The sequence below is a fragment of the Ancrocorticia populi genome, from assembly GCF_003123745.1.
Taxonomy (GTDB): Bacteria; Actinomycetota; Actinomycetes; order Actinomycetales; family Actinomycetaceae; genus Ancrocorticia; species Ancrocorticia populi.
Genome location: NZ_QETB01000004.1, coordinates 457,125 through 482,958, shown reverse-complemented (window position 1 = coordinate 482,958; position 25,834 = coordinate 457,125). Strand labels below are relative to the sequence as shown.

The 25,834-nt window shown below is 57.9% G+C and carries 24 protein-coding genes, 1 rRNA gene and 1 pseudogene; 18 read left to right on the top strand and 8 right to left on the bottom strand.

Features of this window, described 5'->3' with window-relative positions; genetic code table 11:
* Positions 1–93: 93 nt before the first annotated feature.
* From rrf to DD236_RS09235, 8 genes and pseudogenes are all read left to right on the top strand, one after another.
* Positions 94–211 (top strand): 5S ribosomal RNA (gene rrf / locus DD236_RS09260).
* A 523-nt stretch (positions 212–734) separates the two neighbouring features.
* Positions 735–908, top strand: a complete 174-nt coding sequence (locus DD236_RS11970) for a hypothetical protein (RefSeq protein ID WP_165819881.1) — start codon at positions 735–737, stop codon at positions 906–908.
* A 33-nt stretch (positions 909–941) separates the two neighbouring features.
* On the top strand, positions 942–2,816 hold the full coding sequence (locus DD236_RS09255; RefSeq protein ID WP_109094068.1) for an ABC transporter ATP-binding protein: 1,875 nt from the start codon (positions 942–944) through the stop codon (positions 2,814–2,816).
* A complete protein-coding gene (locus tag DD236_RS09250; RefSeq protein WP_109094067.1) occupies positions 2,813–4,558 on the top strand; it encodes an ABC transporter ATP-binding protein in 1,746 nt (581 codons plus the stop codon). The genes DD236_RS09255 and DD236_RS09250 overlap by 4 nt, the downstream gene beginning before the upstream one ends.
* A gap of 151 nt (positions 4,559–4,709) precedes the next feature.
* Positions 4,710–5,069, top strand: a pseudogene (locus DD236_RS12465) (arsenate reductase/protein-tyrosine-phosphatase family protein); the annotation flags it as partial.
* Between the two features lie 12 nt (positions 5,070–5,081).
* Positions 5,082–5,396 carry a hypothetical protein gene (locus DD236_RS12325; protein WP_243410210.1) on the top strand — a complete coding sequence of 105 codons (315 nt, stop codon included), beginning with the start codon at positions 5,082–5,084 and terminating at the stop codon, positions 5,394–5,396.
* 121 nt (positions 5,397–5,517) lie between these two features.
* The gene (locus tag DD236_RS09240) at positions 5,518–6,594 is read left to right on the top strand and encodes an acyltransferase family protein (protein WP_165819879.1); all 1,077 of its coding nucleotides are present in this window, start codon (positions 5,518–5,520) and stop codon (positions 6,592–6,594) included.
* A 105-nt stretch (positions 6,595–6,699) separates the two neighbouring features.
* Complete coding sequence (locus DD236_RS09235) at positions 6,700–7,734, top strand: LCP family protein (RefSeq protein WP_109094064.1); 1,035 nt, start codon at positions 6,700–6,702, stop codon at positions 7,732–7,734.
* 181 nt (positions 7,735–7,915) lie between these two features.
* Here DD236_RS09235 and DD236_RS09230 read toward each other — a convergent pair whose 3' ends face one another.
* From DD236_RS09230 to DD236_RS09215, 5 genes are all read right to left on the bottom strand, one after another.
* Positions 7,916–8,845, bottom strand: coding sequence for a macro domain-containing protein (locus DD236_RS09230; RefSeq protein ID WP_109094063.1), 930 nt, complete (start codon positions 8,843–8,845; stop codon positions 7,916–7,918).
* A 165-nt stretch (positions 8,846–9,010) separates the two neighbouring features.
* Complete coding sequence (locus tag DD236_RS09225) at positions 9,011–9,316, bottom strand: helix-turn-helix domain-containing protein (protein ID WP_109094062.1); 306 nt, start codon at positions 9,314–9,316, stop codon at positions 9,011–9,013.
* The gene (locus DD236_RS09220; protein ID WP_243410208.1) at positions 9,313–9,621 is read right to left on the bottom strand and encodes a type II toxin-antitoxin system RelE/ParE family toxin; all 309 of its coding nucleotides are present in this window, start codon (positions 9,619–9,621) and stop codon (positions 9,313–9,315) included. Before DD236_RS09220 ends, DD236_RS09225 begins: the two co-directional genes overlap by 4 nt.
* A 42-nt stretch (positions 9,622–9,663) precedes the next feature.
* Positions 9,664–9,936, bottom strand: coding sequence for a hypothetical protein (locus DD236_RS11965; protein WP_133246086.1), 273 nt, complete (start codon positions 9,934–9,936; stop codon positions 9,664–9,666).
* Positions 9,926–10,495 (bottom strand): type IV toxin-antitoxin system AbiEi family antitoxin domain-containing protein, encoded by a 570-nt coding sequence (locus DD236_RS09215; RefSeq protein ID WP_109094060.1) that lies wholly within the window; start codon positions 10,493–10,495, stop codon positions 9,926–9,928. Before DD236_RS09215 ends, DD236_RS11965 begins: the two co-directional genes overlap by 11 nt.
* 290 nt (positions 10,496–10,785) lie before the next feature.
* Between DD236_RS09215 and DD236_RS09210 the strand changes: the two genes are divergently transcribed.
* From DD236_RS09210 to DD236_RS09190, 4 genes are all read left to right on the top strand, one after another.
* On the top strand, positions 10,786–11,604 hold the full coding sequence (locus tag DD236_RS09210) for a ribonuclease H family protein (protein WP_109094059.1): 819 nt from the start codon (positions 10,786–10,788) through the stop codon (positions 11,602–11,604).
* A gap of 43 nt (positions 11,605–11,647) precedes the next feature.
* On the top strand, positions 11,648–13,777 hold the full coding sequence (locus DD236_RS09205; protein ID WP_109094058.1) for a S9 family peptidase: 2,130 nt from the start codon (positions 11,648–11,650) through the stop codon (positions 13,775–13,777).
* A 305-nt stretch (positions 13,778–14,082) separates the two neighbouring features.
* The gene (locus DD236_RS09200) at positions 14,083–15,111 is read left to right on the top strand and encodes a hypothetical protein (RefSeq protein ID WP_109094057.1); all 1,029 of its coding nucleotides are present in this window, start codon (positions 14,083–14,085) and stop codon (positions 15,109–15,111) included.
* Between the two features lie 440 nt (positions 15,112–15,551).
* Complete coding sequence (locus DD236_RS09190) at positions 15,552–16,436, top strand: Sir2 family NAD-dependent protein deacetylase (RefSeq protein ID WP_109094055.1); 885 nt, start codon at positions 15,552–15,554, stop codon at positions 16,434–16,436.
* A 59-nt stretch (positions 16,437–16,495) separates the two neighbouring features.
* On the opposite strand, the gene mtnN is transcribed toward DD236_RS09190, so the two are convergent.
* The 3 genes from mtnN to DD236_RS09170 all read right to left on the bottom strand — a co-directional run bounded on the left by mtnN (position 16,496) and on the right by DD236_RS09170 (position 19,195).
* On the bottom strand, positions 16,496–17,806 hold the full coding sequence (gene mtnN, locus DD236_RS09185; RefSeq protein WP_109094054.1) for a 5'-methylthioadenosine/S-adenosylhomocysteine nucleosidase: 1,311 nt from the start codon (positions 17,804–17,806) through the stop codon (positions 16,496–16,498).
* Complete coding sequence (locus DD236_RS09180; protein WP_109094053.1) at positions 17,803–18,267, bottom strand: S-ribosylhomocysteine lyase; 465 nt, start codon at positions 18,265–18,267, stop codon at positions 17,803–17,805. Before DD236_RS09180 ends, mtnN begins: the two co-directional genes overlap by 4 nt.
* Before the next feature lie 496 nt (positions 18,268–18,763).
* Positions 18,764–19,195, bottom strand: coding sequence for a Fur family transcriptional regulator (locus DD236_RS09170; protein ID WP_109094051.1), 432 nt, complete (start codon positions 19,193–19,195; stop codon positions 18,764–18,766).
* A gap of 165 nt (positions 19,196–19,360) precedes the next feature.
* Here DD236_RS09170 and DD236_RS09165 point away from each other — a divergent pair, with 165 nt between their 5' ends.
* The 6 genes from DD236_RS09165 to DD236_RS09140 all read left to right on the top strand — a co-directional run bounded on the left by DD236_RS09165 (position 19,361) and on the right by DD236_RS09140 (position 25,807).
* Complete coding sequence (locus DD236_RS09165; protein WP_109094050.1) at positions 19,361–19,663, top strand: MTH1187 family thiamine-binding protein; 303 nt, start codon at positions 19,361–19,363, stop codon at positions 19,661–19,663.
* Between the two features lie 5 nt (positions 19,664–19,668).
* The gene (locus DD236_RS09160; protein ID WP_109094049.1) at positions 19,669–21,102 is read left to right on the top strand and encodes an L-serine ammonia-lyase; all 1,434 of its coding nucleotides are present in this window, start codon (positions 19,669–19,671) and stop codon (positions 21,100–21,102) included.
* Between the two features lie 565 nt (positions 21,103–21,667).
* On the top strand, positions 21,668–21,916 hold the full coding sequence (nrdH, locus tag DD236_RS09155; protein WP_109094048.1) for a glutaredoxin-like protein NrdH: 249 nt from the start codon (positions 21,668–21,670) through the stop codon (positions 21,914–21,916).
* Positions 21,917–22,047: 131 nt separating this feature from the next.
* Positions 22,048–22,452: a class Ib ribonucleoside-diphosphate reductase assembly flavoprotein NrdI gene (nrdI, locus tag DD236_RS09150; protein WP_109094047.1), complete on the top strand. Its 405-nt coding sequence runs from the start codon at positions 22,048–22,050 to the stop codon at positions 22,450–22,452.
* Entirely contained in the window at positions 22,434–24,587 is a 2,154-nt protein-coding gene (gene nrdE, locus DD236_RS09145; protein ID WP_243410205.1) for a class 1b ribonucleoside-diphosphate reductase subunit alpha, read from the top strand. Before nrdI ends, nrdE begins: the two co-directional genes overlap by 19 nt.
* A gap of 284 nt (positions 24,588–24,871) precedes the next feature.
* On the top strand, positions 24,872–25,807 hold the full coding sequence (locus tag DD236_RS09140; protein WP_207785767.1) for an ATP-binding protein: 936 nt from the start codon (positions 24,872–24,874) through the stop codon (positions 25,805–25,807).
* Positions 25,808–25,834: the final 27 nt, after the last annotated feature.

Below are 25,834 nucleotides of genomic sequence, written 5' to 3'. Positions count from 1 at the left end.
GTGTCGCATCCACTATACAATCCCTCAACACCAAACCAGCCAGCTGGTAGGTCCTACCAGCGGTGGCATGCGTGTAGAGGATCCAAACGTTTTGACGGTGGTCATAGCGGCAGGGAAACGCCCGGTCTCCATTCCGAACCCGGAAGCTAAGCCTGCCAGCGCTGATGGTACTGCACTCGCCAGGGTGTGGGAGAGTAAGACACCGCCGTCACCCCCTTGAGAAGGGCCCCCGGAACACCACCAGGGGCCCTTCACCATGTCCGGACCAAACAAGGTTGTCTCAGATCTACGAACAGGAATGGTCCCAAGCCCCAGACGGCAACCACCCCCTAGAGTGCGTCAACTCTTGGGAGGCTCGCCCCGGGAGTGCGTCAAGTCTTGGGAGGCTCCGGCGACGGGTACGGACTGAACCCAAGGGAACGGTTCAGGCCGGCGGAGTAGAAACTCCGAAGTTGGGGGTTGTTCTTTCCGTTACATCCCTGTTACGCTACTTTGGTACTTATTTGTTCGTCTTTTCAAAGGAGACGGCACGGCCCAGAAGGAGGTTGACCATGTCGAATAGATTCGGTGGCACCTTTGGGCTCATTGTGCATCCACTGCTCACAGCCATCTAGCAGGCTGAAAGGGCGAAGTGTGCCCTGTTTCAGCCCAAACTCAGGCCAAGAGCGCCAAGCATCCACAGCGGATAATCCGCAATTGTGCTGGCTAAACCTATCCCTTTGAAAGAGAAAACAATGATTTCCCAAGAAACTCCCCTGCGCACTGCTGTCTGGTGGACCCCCGCGTCCACTGGCCGCCACGGGCATTCTTCAGGCATGTCGCCTCCCGCGGAGTTCGGGCATCACGTCCCGGATTTGCACGTTCTGTTCAGCCGTGTGCGTGACCTGATTCGCAAGATCCGGCGCTAAGAGATTGTTCCAACTACATCCCAGGAGAAAAGAATGCCACGTCCTGTACGTGTGGGGCCCACGCCGAAGTGTTGGCCACGGTTCTTGCAGGAGCTCGAGGGCGAACCAACGCCGGTCCCGAGCAACCCCAAGGAGCTGCTGAAGCACATCTTCAAGACCAGTCGCTTCACGCTGATCTTGTCCATCCTGCTGGCGGCAACGCATTTCGTGGCAATGGCGATGTTGCCATGGGCGATAGGCGGGCTGCTAGATTCAGGCCTGGAAACGGGCCTGCATCCCAGCATCACGCCGTGGGTGCTCACGACGCTCGGCATCATTGCCTTGGCCGCACTGAGCAGCCTGAACGAACCGGTCCAGATTGGCCTGTGGCTGCACGGCACGTGGGAGCCGGTGCGCTGGCTGCTCCGCAGGGTGTCGCGCCGCCGCACGGACGTGTCCCAGAAGATGGCCTCGGGCGATATCGTTGCCTCGGTTACCACTGATGGAGACAAACTCGGGGCGATTGCGGCATTCGTTCCGGATGCGGTGGGCTCGGCGGTGGCGTTCGTCGTCGTCGCTATTCTTATGCTCCAAGTCTCCGTACCACTCGGTCTGTTCGTGCTGATCGGGATGCCACTGCTTCTGTTCGGAATCTCGCGCATCATCAAGCCGCTTCAGCAAAGAATCGCGATTCAACGTGAGGAGCAGGGCAACCTGACCTCGCTCGCATCGGACGCGGTGGTGGGCCTGCGCGTGCTGCGCGGCGTGGGCGGCGAGGACGTCTACAACGAAAAATACATCGCGCAATCCACCGTTGTTCAGGAGGCGGGGATCCGGGCGGCGAAGTACCGGGCGCTCCTCAACGCGATCCAGACGGCCGGCCCCGCGCTGTTCACGGCGATCGTGGTGGGCGGCGGCCTGTACTTCACGTTCACGGGCATGATGAGCCCGGGCCAACTATTCTCCTTCTACGGCTACACCGTGTTCCTGTCCATGCCGATCGGCGCGATCTCGCAAACCATCCAGATGGGCACGCGCGCGTGGGTGGGCGCGAAGAAGATTGGTCACGTTATTGCGGCGGAGCCGCTTGTTACCGACGACGACGTTGTGGTCCCGTCCGAAAACCCACGGGACTGGGGCGGGACCGCGTTGGTTGACGCGGAGAGCGGGGTGCGGATTGAACCGCACAAGATCACGGCGCTGGTGGCGGCCTCCCCACTGGAGACCACAGCGATCGGCGTGCGGCTGACCCGCGTAGATGATGCCAACCAGACCTTTGCCGACGGCGTGGACCTGCGGTCCTATCCGGTGGATGAGGTTCGCGAACACATCGTGCTGTCCGGATCCGTGGCCGAGCTGTTCACGGGAAGCCTGCGCTCCGGCGTGCTGGGGCCGAATGCCCCCGAGGTGGCGCCGCGCAGTGTGTACGAGCAAGTTCGTGACATTCAGCAGCCGGGTGGTGAAGGCCGGGCGCTCTTCGAGAAGGAAGTAGTGGAGGGCGTGAGCGCGGAGGATCAGCATCTCATGGCTGCGCTTGCCGCGGCCGATGCCGGAGACGTTGTGACGTCCGTGGACGGCGGGCTTGATGGCCAGATCGCCGAGCGGGGCCGCTCGCTTTCGGGCGGGCAGCGCCAGCGCGTGGCACTGGCTCGGGTACTGGCGGCGGATCCCGACGTTGCTGTGCTCATCGAACCTACGAGTGCCGTGGATTCGCACACCGAATCGCGAATCGCCGGCAACTTGGCGCAGGTGCGCCGCGGCAAAACCACCGTGATCGTGACGGCGTCCCCGCTGGTTCTGGACCGGTGCGATGAGATCGTGCTGGTGGCCGGCGGACGCGAGATTGCACGCGGAAGCCATCGCGATCTACTTGATAACCCGGACTACTACAGCGTGGTCCACCGAGGCGTAGGGGAGGAAGCGAAATGACGCTGCCAACAGCCGATGGGCGCACCATCGTGGCCAAGCTGGCCGGCATCATGCGCCAGTTTAAGGGGCGCTTTGCCGTAGTGATTTTCCTGCAGCTCTCCGTGGCACTGCTGGGTATCGTAGCGCCGTTCGTGATTGGGCAGGCGATCGATGCCGTGGCGGCCGGGACTACGGCCGATCATATCCGCAACCTGGTAATTGTACTGTTCGGTGTGGTTGTGGTGCAGGGGCTCATGGCCTACTTCGGCGAGTTTCAGGCGATGAAGCTGGGCGAATACGTGTTCACCACCTTGCGCAACAGAGTGGTGTACGGGGTGACGCACCTGCCGCTCTCCGTGGTGGAGTCTGCCGGAACGGGTGACCTGCTGGGGCGGACCACGCACGATGTGGATCGGATCGCCGGATTCGTCCAGCGCGGTATTTCACGAATCATCATCATCGTCATGACGATCGTGGTGACCATGCTGGCCGCCTTCTTTGTGGATCCGCGGGTGGGCTTCGTGGTGCTGCTGCCCGTGGTGCCGATCTTCTTCATCGTACGGTGGATGGTGCGGTGCGCCGTGCCCGCCTACCTAGCAGGATCGGCGCTATACGCCGGGCTGTCCGGCGTGGTGTCTGAAACCATCGAGCAACTACGCACCGTGGATTCGATGAATCTAGGGCGCAACCGGCTCGGGCGGCTGGATACTCTCATGCGGGAAATGTGGCGCAACGAGCGCTACACCGCGTGGATCCGGGCGCTGTTCATGATCATGATGGTGATCGCCGTGTATTCACCGATTTTGGTGTCCGTGCTGTGGGGAGGGTTCCTCATGGGCCACGGGCTTACCACGCTGGGGGCCGTTACGGCCGTGGCGCTGTACGCGCAGCAGCTGCGGGGGCCTCTCAACGAGCTGGGCTGGTGGATCGATGAGATCCAGTTTGCCTCTGCTTCCTTCTCCCGAATCTTCGGGGTGGAAGTGATGAGCGAGGAGCTGGCGGAGGACGAGCCGGCCGGTGCCAGCGAGTTCCCTGATGGAGACGGGCTAGCCGTGACGGACGCCCGATTCTCCTACCGCGACGGCATGGAGGTGCTGCACGGGGTGGATCTAGAGGTTCGGCCGGGGGAGACCTTGGCGATCGTTGGACCGTCGGGCGCCGGCAAGTCCACCCTGGGTCGGCTGGTGGCGGGCATCAACGCACCCGCCTCAGGATCGTTGGCCATCGGCGGCGCAGAAGTGACGCGGATTCCGGAGAAGGAGCGGCACCGGGCCGTTTCTCTGGTGACCCAGGAACACCACGTGTTCGTGGGGACCATTGCGGATAATCTGCGGTTTGCTCGGGAGGATGCGAGCGAGGAGGAGATCCGGGCCGCCCTGGTGGATGTTGAGGCGGACTGGGTGTTTGCTCTACCGAACGGCATCGAAACCAAGGTGGGTTCGGGCGGCAAGCAACTGAGCCCGGCCGAGGCTCAGCAGATCGCACTGGCCCGCATCGTGCTGCTGGACCCAGGCATGCTGGTGCTGGACGAGGCCACCTCGCTGTTGGATCCGACCGCAGCGCGCTCTCTGGAGTTGGCCCTGGCCCACGTGCTGGAAGGCCGCACGGTCATCTCCATCGCCCACCGGCTCTATACCGCGCATGATGCGGATCGTGTAGCCGTCATGATCGATGGCGACGTGGTGGAGCTGGGTAGCCACGACGAACTCGTGGCTCAAGGCGGCGAATATGCGAGGCTGTGGGAGCGCTGGCAGCAGGACTAGTTAGTCCCTGCCGAAGAGGTCGCGGGTGTAGATCTTGTCTTCTACATCCGCGGCCTCCCATTTTGAGTGATCTAGTCTTGGCGTAGCAATGTCCTTCGTAGGAGGGGTGTCCACGCAAGCGTGATACGGGCGGCTGCCCATAGCGAGATCTATGAGAAGCTGTGTGTGGAAGGGAGTTGCGTTGGCGCGGTTGAGCATTCTTACGGTATGCACGGGGAACATTTGTCGGTCACCTCTGGCCGAGTATTTCCTGAGGGACGCGCTAGATTGTGAGCATTTTGAGATTGCCAGTGCTGGGACACATGCAGTCGTTGGCGGTGTTGTTCCAGGTCAGCAAATAAAGATAGCGGCCAAGTACGGACTCGAGACAATTAACGAGCACCGGGGCCGACAGATTTCCGAGAAGGACATCCACGAAGCGGACCTCATCTTGACGGCCTCTTTGCGGCACCGGCGTTATGTTGTAAGAACAGTTCCTGCGGCAGCCAACAAGTCCTTTACGATGCGGGAATACGCCTACTTAGTGTCACACGTTCAAGAATCTGATCTGGCGGAACTATTTTCTGGCCAAAAGCAGAACCTCGTTTTAGCGGTTGTAGCTGCTCACCAGCTGCGCGGTACTGTGACTCGGTTATCACGAGAAAGTGCATATGACGTTGTTGATCCTTACGGTGAGAACCGGCGCACGTATCGTAAATCCGCGGACCAGCTGATTGAGGCGAACGTTGCCATTGTCCAGTTCCTTGAGCTAGTGGAAGGCTATGAAGGAGCGTTTGCCGAAGCCACGTCAGACCCGCCGGCACCTTTGAACTTGCGGGGAAAGCATCATTTCAACTGACGGCCAGAACCGCATATTTCAGCCGCTGGCGGAGACTGGTGGGCTTAGCGGGCATGCAATAACGATCAAGCCCGGCGTAGGCTGACCCGTATCATTTGGAAGTAGCGAGAGGGTTGTGCCTTTGACGTCAGGTAAGCAAGCGCCACAAGGTTCGCCATCCTCTCCACGCTTCTACTTGCTGGACTTCGCCCGCTTCCTCGCGGCCCTAGCAGTGGTGTTCTACCACTTCGTATCGCGTGACGCAGATCAGTGGCCACGATCCACGCGCGGAATGTTCCCCGATCTCTCGATCATCTCCTCATACGGGTATTTGGGTGTCCAGCTCTTCTTCATCGTGAGTGGCTTTGTGATCCTGATGTCCACCGAGGGCAGGACGGTCTCCAGCTTCGCGGCCGCCCGTGCGGCTCGCATCTTCCCGGCGTACTGGCTTGCCGTCATTGCTACTGCGTGCCTGCGAACTTGGACAGCTCCGGAGCTGGGCGATGGCGTCACAGTTCCCCAAGTGCTCGTGAACCTTACGATGTTTCAGGTGCCCGCCGACGTCTCGCATGTAGACGATGTGTATTGGACGTTGTGGATCGAGCTAGTTTTCTACATCATCATGGCTTGCCTCATGGCTGCGAAGGTCACGTACCGTGGCTACACGATCTTTCTGGCCGTATACCCGAGTCTCATGCTGCTGGTTGCGGAATCAGAAGATCTGAGGCTCATAGATATCACCGGTGCGAAGTACTTCTCCTTCTTCGCGCTGGGTATGTGCCTGTATCTGATTCATAAGCACGGATCGAAGTTTGAGCTCTGGCTACTCTTCGCGTTCAACGCTGCCATTGGGATCCACAACACGCTGTATTTCAGCGTCCCGAACGAACCAACTGACGGTCGCTTTGTTACCGATGTTGGCGTTGCGATCGTGGTTGTGGCGATCATCGCGCTCATGACCGTCCTGACCCTCACTCCGTTCAAGCATCGGGGATATACGTGGATGACGAAGGCCGGAGCGCTTACATACCCGCTCTACCTCACGCATCACTACTGGGGACTCTGGCTGATCGGGCGGCTCGAACCCACTATGGGCAGGTGGCTGACGTTAGCCATCGCCGTCGCGGCCAGCCTTATTGTTGCCTATATGCTTGAGAGGTGGGTGGAGCGCCCGGTGCGGCCGCGGATGCGGAGGCTGCTTCAGAGGGTGCTTAGCTAGGATACTGGTCAAGATACCTATTGCTTAATTGCTGCTCTTGAGCGGATAATTCTCCATACCCAGATCGACGTATCAAGCGATCTCACTTCAGAAAAGTGCACCGGCATGAGTGAATCCGACATTGACGAAGTTGCGCCTGAAGCAGCGCCCAAGAAGAAGCGCAAGGGATGGAAGATTACCGTCATCATCCTGACTGTGCTCCTCGCGCTGGTTATCGCAGCGGCCGCAGCTATCGGATTCTTTGCCAATCGGGCGATCAACTCAATGCAGAGCTTTGGCAATCCGTTCGAGGAGATCACGAATCGTCCCAGCGTGGCGTCAGTGGAATCGGGGGATAAGGCGCCGGTGAACGTTCTGATCATGGGATCGGATTCCAGGATTTCCGCCGGAGACCCTAACGATTGGAAGTTTGGAGCCCAGCGCACCGACGCCCTCATGATCATCCAGATCTCTGGGGACCGTGAGCACATCTCCGTCATGTCCATCCCGCGTGATTCGTGGGTAGAGGTTCCCGGCTACGGGATGAACAAGATCAACGCAGCATTCTCATATGGTGGTGCGCCACTGACTATCGAAACCGTTGAGCAGGTGACCGGTATCCGGATCGATCATATCGCGGTGGTGGATTTCATGGCTTTTACAAAGCTCACGGACATCGTAGGCGGCGTCACCCTCGAAACTGCGGAAGGTCCCCAAAAGATGGGCGGCGAGGCAGCGCTCGAATACGTCCGTGAACGTTACAGCCTACCCCGCGGCGATTTCGATCGCGTGCGGCGTCAGCAGGCCTGGATGAAGGCCGTGCTGTCCCAGCTGCTGACTAGGGAGACACTATCCTCACCTGGGAACATCGTGGATATTACCGACACCATGAGCAAGAACGTAGCCATTGATGAAGACCTTGGGATAAACAAGATCATCTCGATCGGTACCTCGCTTTCAGACTTCAACAAGAACAACCTGATCTTCTTCACCGCACCCGTTACGGGAACCGGCACGTCCGATGATGGCCAGTCCATCGTTCTCCTAGACGAGGACAAGCTGGCTAGTGTGTCCGAGGCCTTCCAGCAAGATGACGTGTCTACCTTCATGGAAGAAAACGAGAGTGACTTCGATACCCTCTCCGGACGTCCGGTGGACTAAACCACCCACAAGGGGAGTGCTGTGCGGACGGGAGGATTCGTCGTCGTCCCTAAATGGGCTAACAAATAGTAGAAGGACCAGAACTTCGATCGTTCTGGCCCTTCCTTCACTATGGTGAGCGGATGGGTTCATCCCTTCGCTTTTCCATAGTATGGAGCGTTATGCGGTTGGGTGTGGGCCTCTAGTCCTCAATCCACTGCTTGAGGGCATCGATGTAGCGCGCCGCATCCGTATCCTCAAAGATATTGAAGATCACCAGATTGATCTGGTCCGAACCGTGGGCGTGCAGCCACTTATTCACTGTGGACAGCGCAATTTCTGTGGCAACCTCGAAGGGGAAGCCGTTTTCTCCGGTGGAAAGCGCGCAGAACGAAACAGTGTGGATATCGCCCTTCTCCAGAGCCAGATCGAGGCAGGAGGTGTAGCAGGAGGCGAGGGCTTCACGATCGGCCTCAGTCACCTGAGAACCCGTCACGCGAGGACTGACAGTGTGCAGCACGTAGTTTGACGGCATGCGGTAGGCGCGGGTGATCTCGGCACCGCCCACCTCATCATCGCGGCCCTGCATATCACGGATAACCTTGCAATCATCGCGCAGCCACGGCCCGGCCTGGGCGTGAATGAAGTTGTCAATGCAGGGGTGGTTGGGATCCGTGCAGCCCTGGAGGGAGGGGAGCGCGGCGTTCACCACGGCATCGGCCACGAGTTCGCGCACGTCCCCGCGCCACATAGCCACGTTGCGGGCCGAACCGTAATCGGACGTTGGCATCATCTCGGATACGCGCATGAGGTTCGTGCCGGTAGTGCGGCCGAGCGCTGCGGAATTGCGGTACAGAAGGACGTTGATGGCCTCAAGTGCCTCATCCGAGATCTCGCTCGCGGATAGGCCCATCAGCACGAGGCGCAGGGCATCCTGAAGATCAGACATGTCATAGAGCTCTTCAACTGCTTGCGCAGCCTCTGCCGCCGGCGTGGTGGGTTCCAAGTGGCCCTCCGGCAGCCCGGCAAGCACAACATCGAACAGGGCACGATCCGAACGGGGATCCGGCTTGGGCCGGTCGAACGGTTCATCTAGATGGATTGCCTCGCGATAAGCAGACAACGGCAGCATGGCACATCTCCTTCATACGGTACGTACTAAATGTACAAGAGCTTGGAGCGCGGCGCATTGACGCCGGTCACGGCTGGCTGGGTCAAGGCTGATAGGTATGTCTAGATGGCCGAGATACCGCCCTTAGCACTCAGGATCTTCTGTAGGGATTCGTAAGGGACTAGCTTAAGCGATCAAGTACCTAGTGTCGCCAAATGAGGCCTCAACGTGAAGTGATCCGCCCAGTGCCTCGACGTAGTGTCGGAGCGTGTTGATCTGGGTTTTGTCGAGCTTTCCTGTCTCGATTTGGGAAACGCGATTCTGGGAAACATGGAGTTGCTCGGCCAGTTCTTTCTGGGTGATCCCTTGCTGGTCGCGGAGTTCACGGAGCCTTGTTGCTCGAACTTGTTGCCGCATGTTGTGGGCGAGTAGTTCAACCCGATCTTCGTCAACAGGACGGCGAGCAAGCTGCTCTGCAAGTGTTCGTGTCATGCTTCCATTCCTTTCAAGTGCTCGTCAAAAAGGTTGTCCGCCAGCGGAATGTTACGGCGGTACCATTTCTGCCAGTTGTTCGATTTGTCTCCAGCGATGAGGAGAATCGCCTGTCTCGCGGGATCGAAGAGCTCGTTCTCGATTCTCGCGAGCCGCCCGAGTGTAGGCGTAGAGGAGACAGCCATACCCTCCAACTGCATCAGTTGTACATCAAGATTGTAGGTTACCTTTTGTTGCTTGCGACCAAGACCGAAGTACTCAGCAGTTACAGTGACTCTCGATGGTAGACCATGCTGGTTAGCCAAGAGACGCTCCTTCATATCGGCTACGCCGTAATCAGTTAACCACTAGGAGTTACGCAGAATCTGTCCCGGTGCAAGACTTGGGATTGGGTCATGGCTTTGGTTGCCGTTTGTATCAATGGCACGTTGTACTGCGGCAATGCCCACTGAAGATGCAATCAGCCAACCAAGACGTCCACCTTTGGCTTCGTCACCTAGGGTAGGTTCGGCTTGGACGATCCAGCTGTTGAGCACTTTGGCTGACACAGGTTGTTTGTCCTTGGGTTTCAAGGATGCCAATTGCGCGGCCAATCGGGATTTTATCTGATTATCGCTCATACTTGGCCTCCAATGCTGCGGCCAGTTCATCCCGTTCAGTAGTTTTCAGATAACCCTGTGCGTGGCCTCGGTGAATCGATTGTCTTAGCAGATACGTTGGAGTGCCGTATTCCAAGCACTGTTCGATTGCCGTCTTCGCAGTCACAGTAGGGATTTCCTGCCACCAACCAATCTGTTTCGGAGTGAGATCCTCATAGTGAACCACATACTGGTCGCCACCCGTACGTCGCAGACGGCGCCCTTTACCGACCGTGACATGGATGCGGTTGGGGTTTACGTCACTGATACCGTAAGCCTCAAGCGCAGTCTCATGCGAGATTGCAGCTTCGGGCAGTCGTGTCCACAACACTCCAAGCATCTTCTGGTCGTGCTCACCTACAGGGTATTGAGGGAACCGGTAGACCCCGAATGCGGCCCGGTCTAGAGTGCCTCGCTGCGCCATCATCTGAAGTGAGGCTCTGGTGATACCCAACTCGGCGGCCTGTTGGGCCGTTACAAAACCGTGCTGCACGGTCGCAACTTCCCACAGCACGTTCCTTGCCAACAGCTTTCTGGACATGGCAATAGTATAACGAAACCGTGATACTATTGCCACATAGTAAGCGCCTGAATGCGATGGCTGGTAACCGTGCGCCCGCACTGCGAGGCTCGTTGTTGGCAGCGAACTTGGTGTTTGCGCTGGACTCGGGACGGGAATACTCCCGTCGTCGTTAGTAAAGTTCGCGAGGTCTGGCGAAGCTGCTGCTCGGGGGCACTTGGCTAGGGGCCCAGTCACTGTGTGAATCTGACGTTTGCGGCGAACGCTAAGAGGCACGCCGTCCTGTGGGAGCCGCCCGGTAGGGTAGTGCCATGACGCAATGGCTTTCTACGATCGAACTGGGCGCGCGCTTTGGCACGGATTCTTATGAGGTGCTGGAAGGGCTGGCGCGGCTTGGCCTGTCCGAGGGATCGCGGGCGTCCGCGCTGGCCGAACGCCACGGGCTGGGCGGCGAAGGTGTGGGGGACACCGGCACGATGGAGGCCCTCTGGCACCCGGACGTGGTGGTGCTCCTGAATGGCACCGGCCTCACCTTGGCTGAGGAGCCGACCCGGTTCGAGACGAGTGCGTTGTTTGACGATTCCGATTTCGAGGGTGTTTTGATGGGCGACGACGACGAACCTGCCACCGCAGCAACTGTGCCAACTGAGGTGACCCTTGGGGGCAAGCCTGTGGGCAGGCCGCGGCAGGGATTTGATCGGGTGGTCGCCACAGACGGGGCGTGCTCGGGGAACCCCGGGCCGGGAGGCTGGGCGTGGGTTGAGCAAACTACGGGCGCTCGCGATAGCGGCGGTGCGGCAAAAACAACGAACAACGTCATGGAACTGACGGCGCTCGTGCGGGCACTGGAGTATGTGGGGCCGGAGCCGTCGCTGCTCATTCGGTGCGATTCCCAGTACGTCATCAACACGGTGACGAAGTGGGCGCCAAACTGGCGGCGCAAGGGCTGGAAGAAGGCAGACGGCAAACCGGTAAAGAATCGGGAGCTCGTGGAAGAGCTGCTCAACCTGTACGAGGCACGCACCGGAAAGACTGAGGTGGAGTGGGTCAAGGGGCACGCTGGCGATGCCGCCAATGAGCTGTGCGATACGTTGGCCGTTGCTGAATCTAAGAAGTTTGGCCGTAGGTGATCGCGGGGTAGCCGCAGCTAGGTAAAGCAGTAGACTTTCTTGCATGTTGAAGCAAGCTCCGGTTGCACACAAGATCCCGGTAGAACGCGTCACTCACGGTGACGTTTACGTTGATAACTACGAGTGGTTCCGCGACAAGTCCAATCCAGAGCTGATTGCCCACCTCGAGTCTGAAAACGAGTGGACCGAGGAGCGGACAAAGGATCTTCAGCCGCTGCGTGAGCAACTAGCGGGGGAGTTTGCCTCGCTCACCAAGCTGACAGATATTACCGTTCCGATCCGTAAAGGTGGCTGGTGGTATTACCAGCGCACGTGGGAAGGCAAGGAGTACCCCGCCGTCTATCGGATTCCCGATGTTGACGGGACTCGGCCGGATCTTGCGGATCTGTCTGGGGAGCAGCTTGTGTGGGACAGCAACGTACTGAGCGAAGGTCAGGATTTCTTTTCCACTTCTGGCTTCGACGTGTCTCCCAACGGGAAGCTTGGCGCGCTCGGTCTGGACTTCTCAGGAGACGAGCACTTCACGCTGCAGATCTTCGATATCGAACAGGGACAGATCCTGGACGATGTTGTGGTGGGGATCGGATACGGGATCGCGTGGACGGCCGATTCCTCGGCGGTAATCTACTCGCGTGTTGACGATGCGTGGCGCTCCTGGCAGATCTGGCTGCACCGCGTGGGAACGCCAAGTTCTGAAGATTGCCTCCTGTATCAGGAAGATGACGATCGCTTTGATCTCTGGCACACTGCATCACGCGATGGGCGCTGGGTAGTAGTGAACTCCTCTTCGCGAACCACAAGTGAGGTTCGCTTGATCTCCACCGGGCATCCCGAAGCCGATCCCATCGTTGTGTCGCGGCGGAGCCCGGGCGTGGATTATATGGTGGAACCCGCCGGTGACCATCTTCTGGTTGTCCACAACGCGAACGTTGTGGACTTCGAACTTGCCTCGGCGCCCATTGGGACGTCGGTTCCTCAGGAATGGGTGTCTTTGCTGAAACCGGAACCGGGCGAGCGGATCAGCGAGGTAGAGGCCTTCGCCAGCTTCGCTGTGATCGCTCTGCGTTCGGAGGGTGAAACCGAGCTGCGCGTAATGCAACGGGATGTTGAAGCGGCAATGCCGGGCAGGGGCGAGGCATACCGTGAAGCACATGAGAGGCAGGTATGGGGCGAACCGGTGCGAGTGCCAGCGGCTAGGCTCTCCACAACAGAGCTCTTCCTGTCTCCTGATTGGGATGCTTCGGAGGTTGTTTACTCCACAGAATCTCTGCTCACTCCGCCTACACAGTGTGCCTACGATGTGGAGACCGGAGCCGTGAGTAAGCTCAAGGTCCAAGAGGTGCCCGGCTATGATCCGGATGAGTTCGTTCAGGAAGGCGTTTGGGTAACGGCTGCAGATGGCACGCAGATCCCGATGACGATTGCCTATAAGGCAGGGCTATCTGCCAATGGCACGAATCCCGGCTGGCTGTACGGCTACGGCTCCTACGAAGTGGCAAATGATCCATACTTTGCTCCACGGCACATCGCCATGCTTCGGCGTGGCGTGGTTATCGGATGGACCCACATCCGTGGTGGCGGGGAGATGGGCCGGGCTTGGTATGACAATGGCAAGCTCCTCACCAAGAAAAACACGTTCAGCGATTTCGTGGCGTGCGGGCAGTGGCTGATCGAAAGCGGCTGGGTTGCTCGGGATCGGCTGGCCGGTGAAGGGCGATCCGCCGGAGGCCTCCTCATCGGAGCTGCCGTGAACCTTGCGCCCGGGCTCTTCCGTGCCGTGCATGCGGGCGTGCCCTTCGTGGACGCACTCACCACGATCCTCAAGCCCGAGCTTCCCCTCACCGCGGGCGAATGGGAAGAATGGGGCAACCCGATCGAATCCGAGGAAGTGTATGAGTACATGAAGTCATACTCCCCGGTAGAGAACGTGCAGAAAACCGAGTATCCGGCAGTATTAGCCACAACCTCGCTCAACGATATCCGGGTCTTTTACGTGGAACCCACCAAGTGGGTGCAGGTACTGCGTGAGAATGCCACGAACGATCCTCTTGACCGGCCGATCCTCGAGAAGATCGAGATGGTGGCCGGGCACGCCGGGAAGAGCGGCCGCGAGGGGCGCTGGGAGTCCCAGGCGTTCGTGCTGGCGTGGCTGCTAAACCAGATTGGCTGCTAAACCAGGCTGGCTGTGGATACTGAGCTCTAAGCGCGGCATGAACTGCAAGATTGTTTGAGCCCTATCCGTGTCGCCTCTTTGGATAGCCTTCACGATTTGGGATTCTATCTCACCAGATTCATGTGGTTCTAACGTCTGCGTGCTCAAATAGAGTCTTCTGATCCAAGGATCTCGTGTGGAAGTTGTGAAACAGTGAGTAGCTATCCCCTTAGAATAAGGACGGTAGCTTCCATCTGGGGGAACCAAACGAAAACTCGTGGAATGCACAACGACGTTGGGCCACGCGTAGTGGTAGGAGGCTGGTTTTGACGGTAGAGAATCAGGAATTTGAAGAGCGCATGGAGGGAGTGTCACAGGAGGTTGTTCCAGAAAGTGCAGAATATCCCTTTTCGCTCCTCAGGGAGAGTTTGGAAGACAAGCTATACCAAGCTGATCGTGCTCTGAAATCGATCTTGAACAGCGTCGCTAAGGAAGCGCCAGCCTTTGTTGAGATGTTTCAGACTCCTGAAAGTGGAGTCCGTTATGTCGTTGATGCTTCAGAAAGCATGATCGACGCGATCGAACGCGGTCAGATCAAGCTCACAACCAACAAGGTCGGGGAGACATTCGCACAACTCCGGGGCGAGAAAGGGCAGTTTGGTTCGAAAATCCCGATCAAAAGGGAAGAGTTCTCGGAAGGTGGCGATCCTGCCCAGTTGGCCAATGTCCTTCAGATGCGTGCTGTCCAATCTCAATTGCATGCGATGGCAGACCAGATACAGGACATCGACCGTAACGTACAGGATGTCTTGGTGGGCCAACAGAATGATCGAATAGGTGTCTACCAGAGTGGCCTTAGCCTATACCTTGAAGCTCGCCAAGTATCTGACCCCGATCTCAAAGCGTCGCTTGTCGGGCAATCCTTGCGTTCATTGTCTGAAAGCTCATTTCAACTTATTCTTGCGTTGCAGTCCGATGTCCAGTATCTGGCTGACCGCGACTACGAGAAGTCCAAAGCAAAACGGGAAAAGTTGATCGACGGCAAAATGAAAGCAATCAATCAGAGTTTTGCTGTCATTCACCAAGCATCCATATTGAGAGCTGCGATCTACTGTGAACAGAATGAACTTGCCGCTATGTCAACTGTACTCACGGGCTATTCGCGTTTTATAGAACAGAATATCGTGGCCAATGCCAATCTACTTGCTCAATGTGACGATACAGATGACGGTACTCAGGCTGGGATTTGGAACAAGCGTGCAAATTTCAAGCTAGACGTATCTGATCTCACAACTCAAATTGCCGCGCCAACAAAAGCGGTCTACTTGAGTGCATCTGTAGGAGAAGAAGAGTGAGTCAGAAAAGGGGCTGTTGCAATAATAATTGCAAGGCTTATAAGGACCATGAGAAGTTCAAACACGACGTTAACTTCTGCCCCAACTGTGGTCAGAAACTAGAGTCTGTGTGTGGTTCGCATAGCTGCAACATGGTTATGGGAGAAGATCCTCATAAGTACTGTCGTAAGTGTCAGGCGAAAAGGGACGACCGGCGAGACAAAGCTAAGAACTACATTGCGGGGGCTAGTGCAGGGATTGCAGGTGGTGCCGCTTTGGTTGCAAAACACGGTGGACCTGCTCTGGAGCAAGCCAAGAAAATCGCTGCAATCCTCGCGAATCGGAGGTGATGTGTCCCATGCTGCAGATAGGCATCGAGCAGCCGCGAGGGACGCGGGGAGTCCCAAGCCTTCATGTTGACGTGGCTGCTGGATCAGATCGGTGCGGCTTAGGGTAGAGACATGTCCACATCTCAGGAACTACGCCGGGTGCGCGATCCCCTCGCTGGCTTGGAGACACCGCTTCAACGAGGCACAGCAAGCGAGGCCTATTCCCTCCTTAATCCTGCTTATACAGCCGTCATCACTGGCGCTGGCGTGAGCACTGATTCGGGGATCCCCGACTACCGCAGTCCAGGATCCCCGAGCCGCTCCCCGATGACCGGTCAGGCGTTTCGAGCTTCGCATAACAACAGACAGTTGTACTGGGCTCGTGGATACGTGGGTTGGGAACATTATCGCCAATTCAGCCCCAACCAGACCCACTACGATCTGGCCGCACTGAACCCGGCATCGCTCATAACTCAGAACGTTGACGGGCTGCATCGCGCTGCTGGATCGGATCCAGTTCTAGAACTGCACGGCTCCCTTTATCAAGTCGTTTGCCTGACCTGCGGGCGAGTGTGGTCACGCGACTGGATGCAGGAGCAGCTGGCGGGCCTCAATCCGGGCTTCATGACATCGGCAACGGTGGCTGGCGGAGATGTAGAAATCAACCCAGACGGCGATGTTGAGCTCAATGAGGTAACGGGCTTTCGCATCCCCGATTGTCCGGTCTGCCACGGCATTCTCAAACCAGATGTGGTTTATTTTGGCGAGCAGGTGCGCCCTCAAGTCGCTGCGGCGGCCACTCAGGCCGTTGAGGACGCCGAATCTGTGTTGGTGCTAGGTTCATCCCTCGCGGTTCACTCCGCATTGAGGCTTGTGCGAATGGCCTCCCGTGAGCAGAAGCCGATCGTTGTTGTTACCGATGGGCCCACACGAGCTGACGATCTTGCAACAGTTCGCGTTGTTGGGAGGGTTGCCCCCTTCGTTGCCGGATGGCGTGCGGAGTTAATGGGCGACTGATTCGTCGTCGTTACAAAACAAACTTTCCCAAAAGGTACGTGAGTGGCTACGGGCTGCTGCTAGATCTGTGCCTCTTGGGCGGCCGCGCGCCACGAACCGAAGCGCTGGCGGATGGCAGCTCCCGATGGCACTGCGCCCCGGCGATCCGTGTCCTTGATCCACTGCTGATAGGCCTTATAACTGGGAGAAATCCCCTGCTTGGCTGACCATGTGGCAAAGGTGCGCAGCGCGGTCACGTAGTCCTGATCGGAGAACTTGAGGCCGCCACGCTTGCGGCCAGACTGAACGCGCATGCCCACTTTGGAGAGGGCATCGTTCCAGTAACCGTTGAAACGCTTGATGATGGTTTGGGAGGTGGGCGGCCATGCGAGCTGGCCGCGCCCCGTTGTCAGCCCAAGTTCGCGTGCAAGGTTGGCGCGCTCGGTGTCATATTGCTTTGCTGTGAGGGTCACGGTTGGGTCCTCGGCGATGGCTTGACGCCCGGCTGCGATCAGGCCCAATGAAGCTTCGATCAAATCTGGGCGCACTGCTTCGTACTGTTCGGTGACGGCCTCGCGCAGGTTAGCTGGCAGATCGGTGGCGTCTGTTGGCTTCAAATTGTTGACCGACGCGAAGAGGAGCAGCAGCGCGGCAATGAGGGATTCCTCAGAGAAACGCTGGCTTGGCCCAGACGGGCCCGGTTCGGCCAGATAGACCAGCAGCTCAATGGCGGCCTTCGCCGATGCGGCAGAGGCGTAGTCCAATCCGATGTGGTAATCCTGATCGGCTGCCGGCCCGCACAGATCGGAGACGCACCGGATCGAAATGAATGGAACATCCCACGCATGGCACACTTGGGCTGCCGCCGTTGTCTCCATGTCCGTAGTGAGCGCTTCAGGGAAGTTTTCACGCGTGCTGCCCACGTTCGCCGCCGTGACGAAAGAATCCCCCGAGAGCATGAGCCCCCGGCGAATCTCAGGAGGGCACTGGTCAATCAGATCAGTGGCACCCGTATAGTATTCGGGTTGGCCGGGAACTTGGCCCAGCGCGTAGCCAAATGCTGTCGCATCCGCGGTTCCGTAGCGATAGGTTGTGCCGATAACGACTTCGCCAACCTCCACATCCTTGGCAAGGCCACCTGCGGATCCTGTGGAGATCACCAGTTTGGGAGTAAAGCGGGCCATGGCCCACCCGAGCGCGTTGGAGGTTGCCACTAGCCCGATTCCAGTGCGCAGAACCAGAATGTTCCCGCTTGTGGATGCTGCAACCCACGCGGCCGCGACTGGGCAGGCAAGCTTGGCGGGCTTGGTGGCAAGAGCGGTGAGCTGTTCTAGGACGGGCTGAATCTCCTCATCCTGCGCAGCGATAACGATCGCTCGAATGCGTGTCATGGCGCTACCACTTGATCCCATGTGTTCTTTTGTGCCAGCATCGCTTTCACTGCCGTTTGCGCGGCCTCAAGGCTGTGGTTGGCGCCCCATCCACACTGAACTTCGTTGGCGGCCGGTACCTCTGTGGCTTCCAGAATGTCTTGGAACGTTTGGGCTACTAGCTCAATCGTGGCGGGGACGTCTGGTTGTGCCGCTATCAGTAGATAGAAGCCGGTCTGGCATCCCATTGGGGAGAAGTCCACAACGTCATCGCTGTGGTCCCGTACACATTCGGCGAACGTGTGCTCGATCGAATGCACGGCAGGCATCTCGAGGTGATCCTTGTTCGGTTGGCAGAAGCGCACATCATATTTTGTGAGCACATCGCCCAAGGGTAGCTGTTTGACGTCAGCGACCCTCACATACGGTGCGGAAACAGTGCGGTGATCGAGATTGAAAGACTCAACATTCATGGACGGCATGCTTTCCTCCCCTGCCCACGTCAGGTCTACGTGAACTACTCTATTATGGCGCATCGGACGGATTATTGCAGCATGCTATAGCGAGAAAGTGGCTTGTCAGAAATTCCCAGCTTTTCCACGGTTCAAATTGAGAATAGGGTGATTATATTGATGATGTCAGGCAGGCAAGCCACTGGAAATTGTTTCTCAATCTCCTGTGTGTGGAAATATGTGGCAGCTTGCATGGCCAAGGAGTCCGGAGCTCTGGTGGTGCTTTTCGGGTTCCTGAAAATGAAATAACGCTTCGTTCATTCGCCAAACGTTGGCGCATCGGCTGTGGCCCCTTCCCACAGTTGAACTTGCGATCGAAGCTCAGCTGGGCGGCAATGGGTGGATTGCCGCCCAGCTTCATTTCGTTTGGACGGTGTTGTTAAGTGGCGGGCTTCGCCGGGCCGCGGCTCCGTCGTCGTTCCTAAATTTCGTGTCAGATCTCTGGACGGATGCGCCGGTCTCTGGATCAGCTGGCAGGCTCAGTCTTGGCGGAGCAGCGCGGGCACAGGCCCCAGTAGTAGACCTCGGCCTCATCGATTGCGAACCCATGATCGTCACTGGGCTCAAGGCAGGGGGCGTACCCCACGGCGCAGTCAACATCCTCGATCTGGCCACAGTTCCGGCAGATCAGATGGTGATGATTGGGATTCTTTGACAGTTCATACAGTTTGGAGTGTCCCGCGGGCTGGGTCTCCCGGAGGATCTGCTTCTCTGTGAGGGTATGGACGATATCGTAAATCGCTTGCCGTGAGACCTTCCCGAGCTTCTTCTCGGCCTTTGCATGGATCTCGTCCACGGTCAGATGGCCGTAGCGCGACACAATGCGTAGCGTCGTGAGACGGGTTTGGGTCACCTTGAGCCCAGCCTCACGGAGTTGATATGCAAACGACGCGGCCATAGTTCAATCCCATACGTAAACGGACTGTCATTCAAGCCGAGCGGACTATTTTTCGGTGATTTTTAGCCATTTTTGGGCGTGTGAACGTGGGGTATTGCTCACGGGTACGACGAAGGTCCCCTGTTACTGCTCCACGTGGGAGCCATAGCGGGATACGCTGGACACATGCTTCTAGCTTTCTCGATTTCACCACAGACATCCGATCAGCCCGACGGCTCAGTCTCCGACGCCGTTGCCGCAGCCATCAACGTGGTGCGTGAATCTGGCCTCCCTTACGAAACAACGTCTATGTTCACCACGCTTGAAGGCGAGTGGGACGAGATCATGGCAGTGATCAAGAAGTGCGTGGACGTTGTGGAGACGTATTCGCCGCGAGTCTCCCTTGTGATGAAGGCCGATATTCGCCCGGGTTACACGGGACAGATGGCAGCCAAGGTGGATCGCGTCAACGCCATCCTCGAGAAGTAAGAGCCATGGAGGCCGTAGCAGAATCGGGGTTTGCGGAGAATCCGACTAGGCCACTGTCCGTATGTGACATGTTCAGGGTGGGTATCGGGCCGTCCTCCTCACATACTGTGGGGCCGATGCGAGCTGGATACCACTTCGCTCAGAAAGTGGGCCAGCGCGGCATAGTTCCTTCCCGGATCACGGTAGAGCTGATGGGTTCGCTGGGCGCTACGGGTAAAGGGCATTCGACGGATCGGGCCGTGCTGCTAGGGCTGGCCGGTTTCCTCCCCGAATCTGTTCCGGTGGCCGTTGTGGATTCCTTTATGGAAACGGTTGAGGCCAGTGGTGTACTAGACATTCAGGGCCTTGCTGCGGTTCCGATCAACTTGGAACGCGACGTCCTGTTCCTACCGGGGAAGATCCTCCCTTTCCATGTGAATGCCTTGACCATCACCGCGTTTAGCGAAGATGGTGGTGTCCTCGATAACGGAACCTACTACTCCACGGGCGGCGGCTTCGTGTGCGAGGAGATGGGTGAGGCCGAAGGGGCCACGGAAGTACGTCAACTGGATAACTCGGCACCCGAGGGAGGGCAGAGCGCGCCATACCCCTACGCCACTGCTGAGGGACTACTTCGCCAATGTGAGCTGCATGGCCTGCGCATGTCCGAGCTGGTGATGGCAAACGAAACGGCGGTTCGTTCGGCCGATGAGGTGGAGTCCTACATGGACACTATCTGGCAAACAATGGACGAATGCATCAAGGAAGGCTGCCAGGCAACCGGCATGCTTCCGGGGATCCTGCGCGTGCGCCGCAGGGCAAATCAGCTCAACGCCCACTTAGAAAAGGGGCACAGGCAGGATCCGCTCGTGGGCATGGACTGGGTGAACCTGTATGCGCTCGCGGTCAATGAGGAGAATGCCGCCGGCCATCGGGTGGTCACCGCCCCCACGAATGGTGCGGCCGGTGTGGTGCCCGCAGTACTTTCCTATTACCTCCGCTTCGTGCCGGAGTCAGATGTAACTGGCCAACGCCAGTTCCTTCTTGCCGCCGCCGCAATTGGCGGCCTGATCCGAAACAACGCCTCGATCGCTGGCGCGGAAGTTGGGTGTCAGGGAGAGGTAGGCGCGGCAAGCGCCATGGCGGCTGCGGGCCTGACCGAAGCCATGGGCGGCACGCCGCTCCAAGTGGAGAATGCCGCAGAGATCGCGATGGAGCACTCGTTGGGCCTCACCTGCGATCCCGTTGCCGGACTGGTCCAAATCCCATGCATTGAAAGAAACGCGATTGCGGCCGTCAAAGCAATCAACGCGGCTCGCATGGCACTGTGGGGCGATGGCCGACACACCGTGTCCTTCGATACCGTGATCGAAACGATGCGGCAAACAGGCAAGGACATGCTCTCCAAGTACAAGGAGACTTCGCAGGGCGGTTTAGCCGTCAACGTGGTGGAGTGCTGACACACTGAGGTGGCTTCTCCGACACGCTAACGCACGACACGCCGAGCACTTTTTGAGTTTCTCGGACGCGCTGTAGAGCCCTCGAGCGCCGTTATCCACACCTGTGGATAACTATGGGGATTGAACACACAACTGTGCACAAGGTTTATCCACAGCTGTGGAAAGTGGACAGTTGGTCGCCTTCATTCTGGAGATGAAAAGGTGTGGGAGGGCTAGGAGAAGATGAAGGTAGCCAGCACGGATGTGTGTGGCTGCTCGGATCTGCGGCCACTGCCGTTGTGGACATACCGGTGGATACCGAGACGTAGGCACGGAGGCGTGTACACAGCGTTCTCCACCGGAATGAGGGGAGGTTCCACAACCGTAAAATTACATCCGTGTGACTTCTCACGACGAAACGCTGCAACACAAAGTCTTGTGGTCTCTCACTCGGGCTACCACAAGGTGTAGTGTCTATCTCGTGCCGCTGGAAGGCGGCGAATAGCACGGAATGTTTCTGAGATCTGCGTGTTGTCTCTAGTGGGGATGTAACCCGCCAGAAGAAACACTAGAAGGGAGAGCTCTTATGAGTATCACTGTTTACACCAAGCCCTCCTGCGTCCAGTGCAACGCAACCAAGCGCGCCCTCGCTAAGGCGGGCTTGGGATATGAGGAAGTTGACCTCACTGAAGATGCGGATGCGCTCGAGGCAGTGAAGGCGCTCGGGTATCAGCAGGCTCCTGTTGTGTTCGCGGATGGCGACCACTGGTCCGGCTTCCGGCCGGACAAGATCAAGGCGCTGAGCGTTTCACAGAGCGCTGCAGTTACTGCCTGAGAGTTCGGGCCCGGGGCATAGCCGCACAGGCTATGCCCCGAAGTGCCTCAGCCGGCCGCGTGCCCAACCAACAAGCGCGAAGGAGCCCGGCTACGCCATGCGGCAAGACATCAGTTTGGAGTGAGGTTGAGATGCCACACATCGTCTACTTCTCATCAGCCACTAACAACACGAAGCGTTTCGTGGAGAAGGTAGGGCTGCCTGCTGAGCGTATTCCACTGCGTCCGAAGGAAGATCCGCTGCACGTAGATGATGAGTATGTGCTGGTGGTTCCCACCTACGGAGGCGGCAACCAGAAGGGCGCCGTCCCCAAGCAAGTCATTAAGTTCCTGAACGATGAACACAATCGGTCCCTGATCCGTGGTGTCATTTCAGGAGGAAATACAAACTTTGGTGAGGCATACTGCTTGGCGGGGGATATCATCTCCGCCAAGTGCCATGTGCCGCACATGTATAGGTTCGAGTTGCTCGGAACGCCGCAAGATGCGGACCGGGTACGTGAAGGGTTGGAGAAGTTTTGGCAGCAACCACGTTGACGGATACAGGCGAGGAACGATACGCGGATCCCAATTTGGATTACCATTCGCTCAATGCTCAGCTCAATTTGTATGACGCCGATGGCAAGATCCAGTTCGATGCGGATCGGCAAGCCGCACGCCAGTACTTCTTGCAGCACGTCAACAAAAACACGGTGTACTTCCACGATCTCGAAGAGAAGCTGGAGTACCTCGTGGAGGAGGGGTATTACGAGGCGCCCGTACTGGACCAATACACCCCGGGCTTCGTGAAGCAGCTCTTCAAGCAGGCTTACGCCCACAAGTTCCGCTTCCCCACTTTCCTCGGTGCTTTCAAGTACTACACCTCCTACACGCTCAAGACCTTTGATGGCACCCGTTATCTGGAGCGTTACGAGGATCGCGTGTGCATGGTTGCGCTGTATTTGGCTCGCGGGGACGAGGCTCTGGCCCAGGCATTGGTAGATGAAATCATCTCCGGACGTTTCCAGCCGGCCACCCCCACGTTCCTCAACGCGGGCAAGGCGGCCCGTGGCGAGCTCGTCTCTTGCTTCCTGCTGCGCATCGAGGACAACATGGAATCGATTGCGCGCGGCATCAACTCCGCCCTACAGCTTTCCAAGCGCGGCGGCGGCGTGGCCCTGAACCTCTCGAACCTACGCGAGCAGGGCGCCCCGATCAAGAAGATCGAGAACCAGTCTTCCGGCGTGAACCCGGTAATGAAGCTGCTGGAGGATTCGTTCTCCTATGCGAACCAGCTCGGGGCGCGCCAAGGCGCTGGCGCCGTATACCTGCATGCCCATCACCCGGACATCTACCGTTTCCTCGATACCAAACGCGAGAACGCCGATGAGAAGATCCGCATCAAGACCCTCTCGCTGGGCGTGGTGATCCCGGACATCACCTTCGAACTGGCGAAGAGGAATGAGGACATGTACCTGTTCTCGCCCTACGACGTGGAGCGCGTGTACGGCGTGCCTTTCACTGAGATCAGCGTGAGCGAGAAGTACTACGAAATGGTGGCGGACAAGCGGATCCGCAAGACGAAGATCAACGCCCGCACCTTCTTCCAAACTCTCGCGGAGATCCAGTTCGAATCGGGATACCCCTACATTGTGTATGAAGACACGGTGAACCGGGCCAACCCGATCAAGGGCAAGATCACGATGTCCAACCTGTGCTCGGAGATCCTTCAGGTTTCTGAAGCCTCGGAGCTGGGCCCGGACCTGGGCTACGAACACGTGGGCAAGGACATCTCCTGCAACCTAGGTTCAATGAACATCGCGAAGGCGATGGATTCGGACGATCTGGGTAAGGCGGTGGAGACCGCGGTTCGTGCGCTGACCGCCGTGTCCGATCTGACGGATATTCGCTCCGTGCCCTCGATCGAGCGCGGCAACTCGATGTCCCACGCCATCGGACTGGGCCAGATGAACCTACACGGCTACCTCGGCCGCGAGCATATCCACTACGGATCACCCGAGGCTCTGGACTTCACCAACATGTACTTCTACACGGTGGTCTACCACGCGATCCGCGCCTCCATGACCATCGCGAAGGAGCGCGGTGAGCAGTTCGAGGGCTTCAAGGATTCGAAGTACGCCAGCGGGGAGTTCTTTGATAAGTACATCGATCAGATGTGGGAGCCGGAGACGGAGCGCGTGCGTGGGCTGTTCGCCGAAACGCACATCCCCACCCAAGATGATTGGCGCCAGCTACGCCAAGATGTGGCCACATATGGCATGTACAACCAGAACCTGCAGGCCGTCCCGCCCACGGGTTCGATCAGCTACATCAACAACTCCACCTCCTCGATCCACCCGATCGTTTCCAAGATCGAAATCCGCAAGGAAGGCAAGATCGGCCGCGTGTACTACCCGGCGCCCTACATGGACAATGACAACCTCGAATACTACGAGGATGCCTACGAGATTGGGCCCGAGAAGATCATTGACACCTACGCGGTTGCCACCCAGCACGTGGATCAGGGCCTGTCCCTGACCCTGTTCTATCCGGACACCGTCACCACGCGCGACGTGAACCGCAACTACATCTACGCCTGGCGCAAAGGCATCAAGACGCTCTATTACATGCGAATCCGACAGCAGGCGCTGGAGGGTACGGAAGTTGAGGGCTGCGTTTCCTGCATGCTCTAGAGGCTGGTTTTTTGACGACGACGGAGCCCCGCACGCCCTTCCGGCGCGCGGGGCTCTGGCTCATGTTCGGGCTACCCTAAAGGGGTGTTAGGGTAAAATGTTAGAGTAGATCGGCGGAATTCCGCGGGAAACTCCCGCTACTGTAAACTACTATAAAAATGTTAGAGTAACTTGTCATGCGTACTAGCTGCCACGATCAAGGTGATGAATCGCGACGGCTCAGCTATACGCAACGACGAGAGTTCGAGTTCGACCGAGGTGGTGTTCCCTTTGACGGAACCCTCGTGCAGCCACCTGTAGAAGACCTAGACTCTCGACAAACTGAAAAGTATCGGAACCTTATTGGGGCAGCGAGCGTTCAGAAGATGCTCGAGGCACGGGACCTAGTGTCGCGAGCGGACAAACTAACAGTCGCGGCGTGGATGCTCTTCGCCGAGCGGCCTCAGTCCCTTTTCCCAAGTGCGCATGTCCGGGTACTTCAGTATTCGGGAAGCGAACGTGGTGTTGGAGCACGGATGAACCTGCTGGAGGGCAGAGACATTAGGTGCGAAGGCTCCATCCCTGAGCAGATCGAGAAGGCTTCCCACACGATCGCTCAATGGATGCCGCGTGTTGAAGCGTTGGCTCCGGATGGAAAGTTTCGATCTCGGCCGATTATTCCTCATGATGCGTGGTTGGAGGGGCTTGTCAATGCTGTTCTCCACAGGTCCTATTCAATGGCAGGAGACCACATCCGGGTGGAGATTTTTGCTAACCGCGTCGAGATCGAAAGTCCAGGACGGTTCCCGGGCTTAGTTGATCCCAACAACCCGTTGAAAATCTCCCGATATGCGCGAAATCCGAGAATAGTCCGAGTTTGTTCTGATCTTGGGATCTCACGCGAACTCGGCGAAGGGATTCGGAGAATCTTCGAGGAGATGCGCGCTAAAGGTCTGACAGATCCTGTGTATCAACAATCAAGTGGCTCAGTTCGGTTGGTCCTTTCATCTGCTAATGCGCTTCCTCAGGAGGTACTGAACAAATTACCGAAGCAGGCAGTCGGTGTGCTCGACGCAATGCGGCTCGAGAATCGACCGTTGGGAACGGGGGAGATTGTGAGCCTGACGGGACTTACGCGCCCAACGGTTCTTCGGCACCTGCGTAGGCTTCAGGACACCGGCATCATAATATGGGAAGGGCAAAGCCAGAGCGATCCGCGAGCTTCGTGGCGTCTTCTTTAGCAAGCTGTTACAGCTACTCTAAAGGGG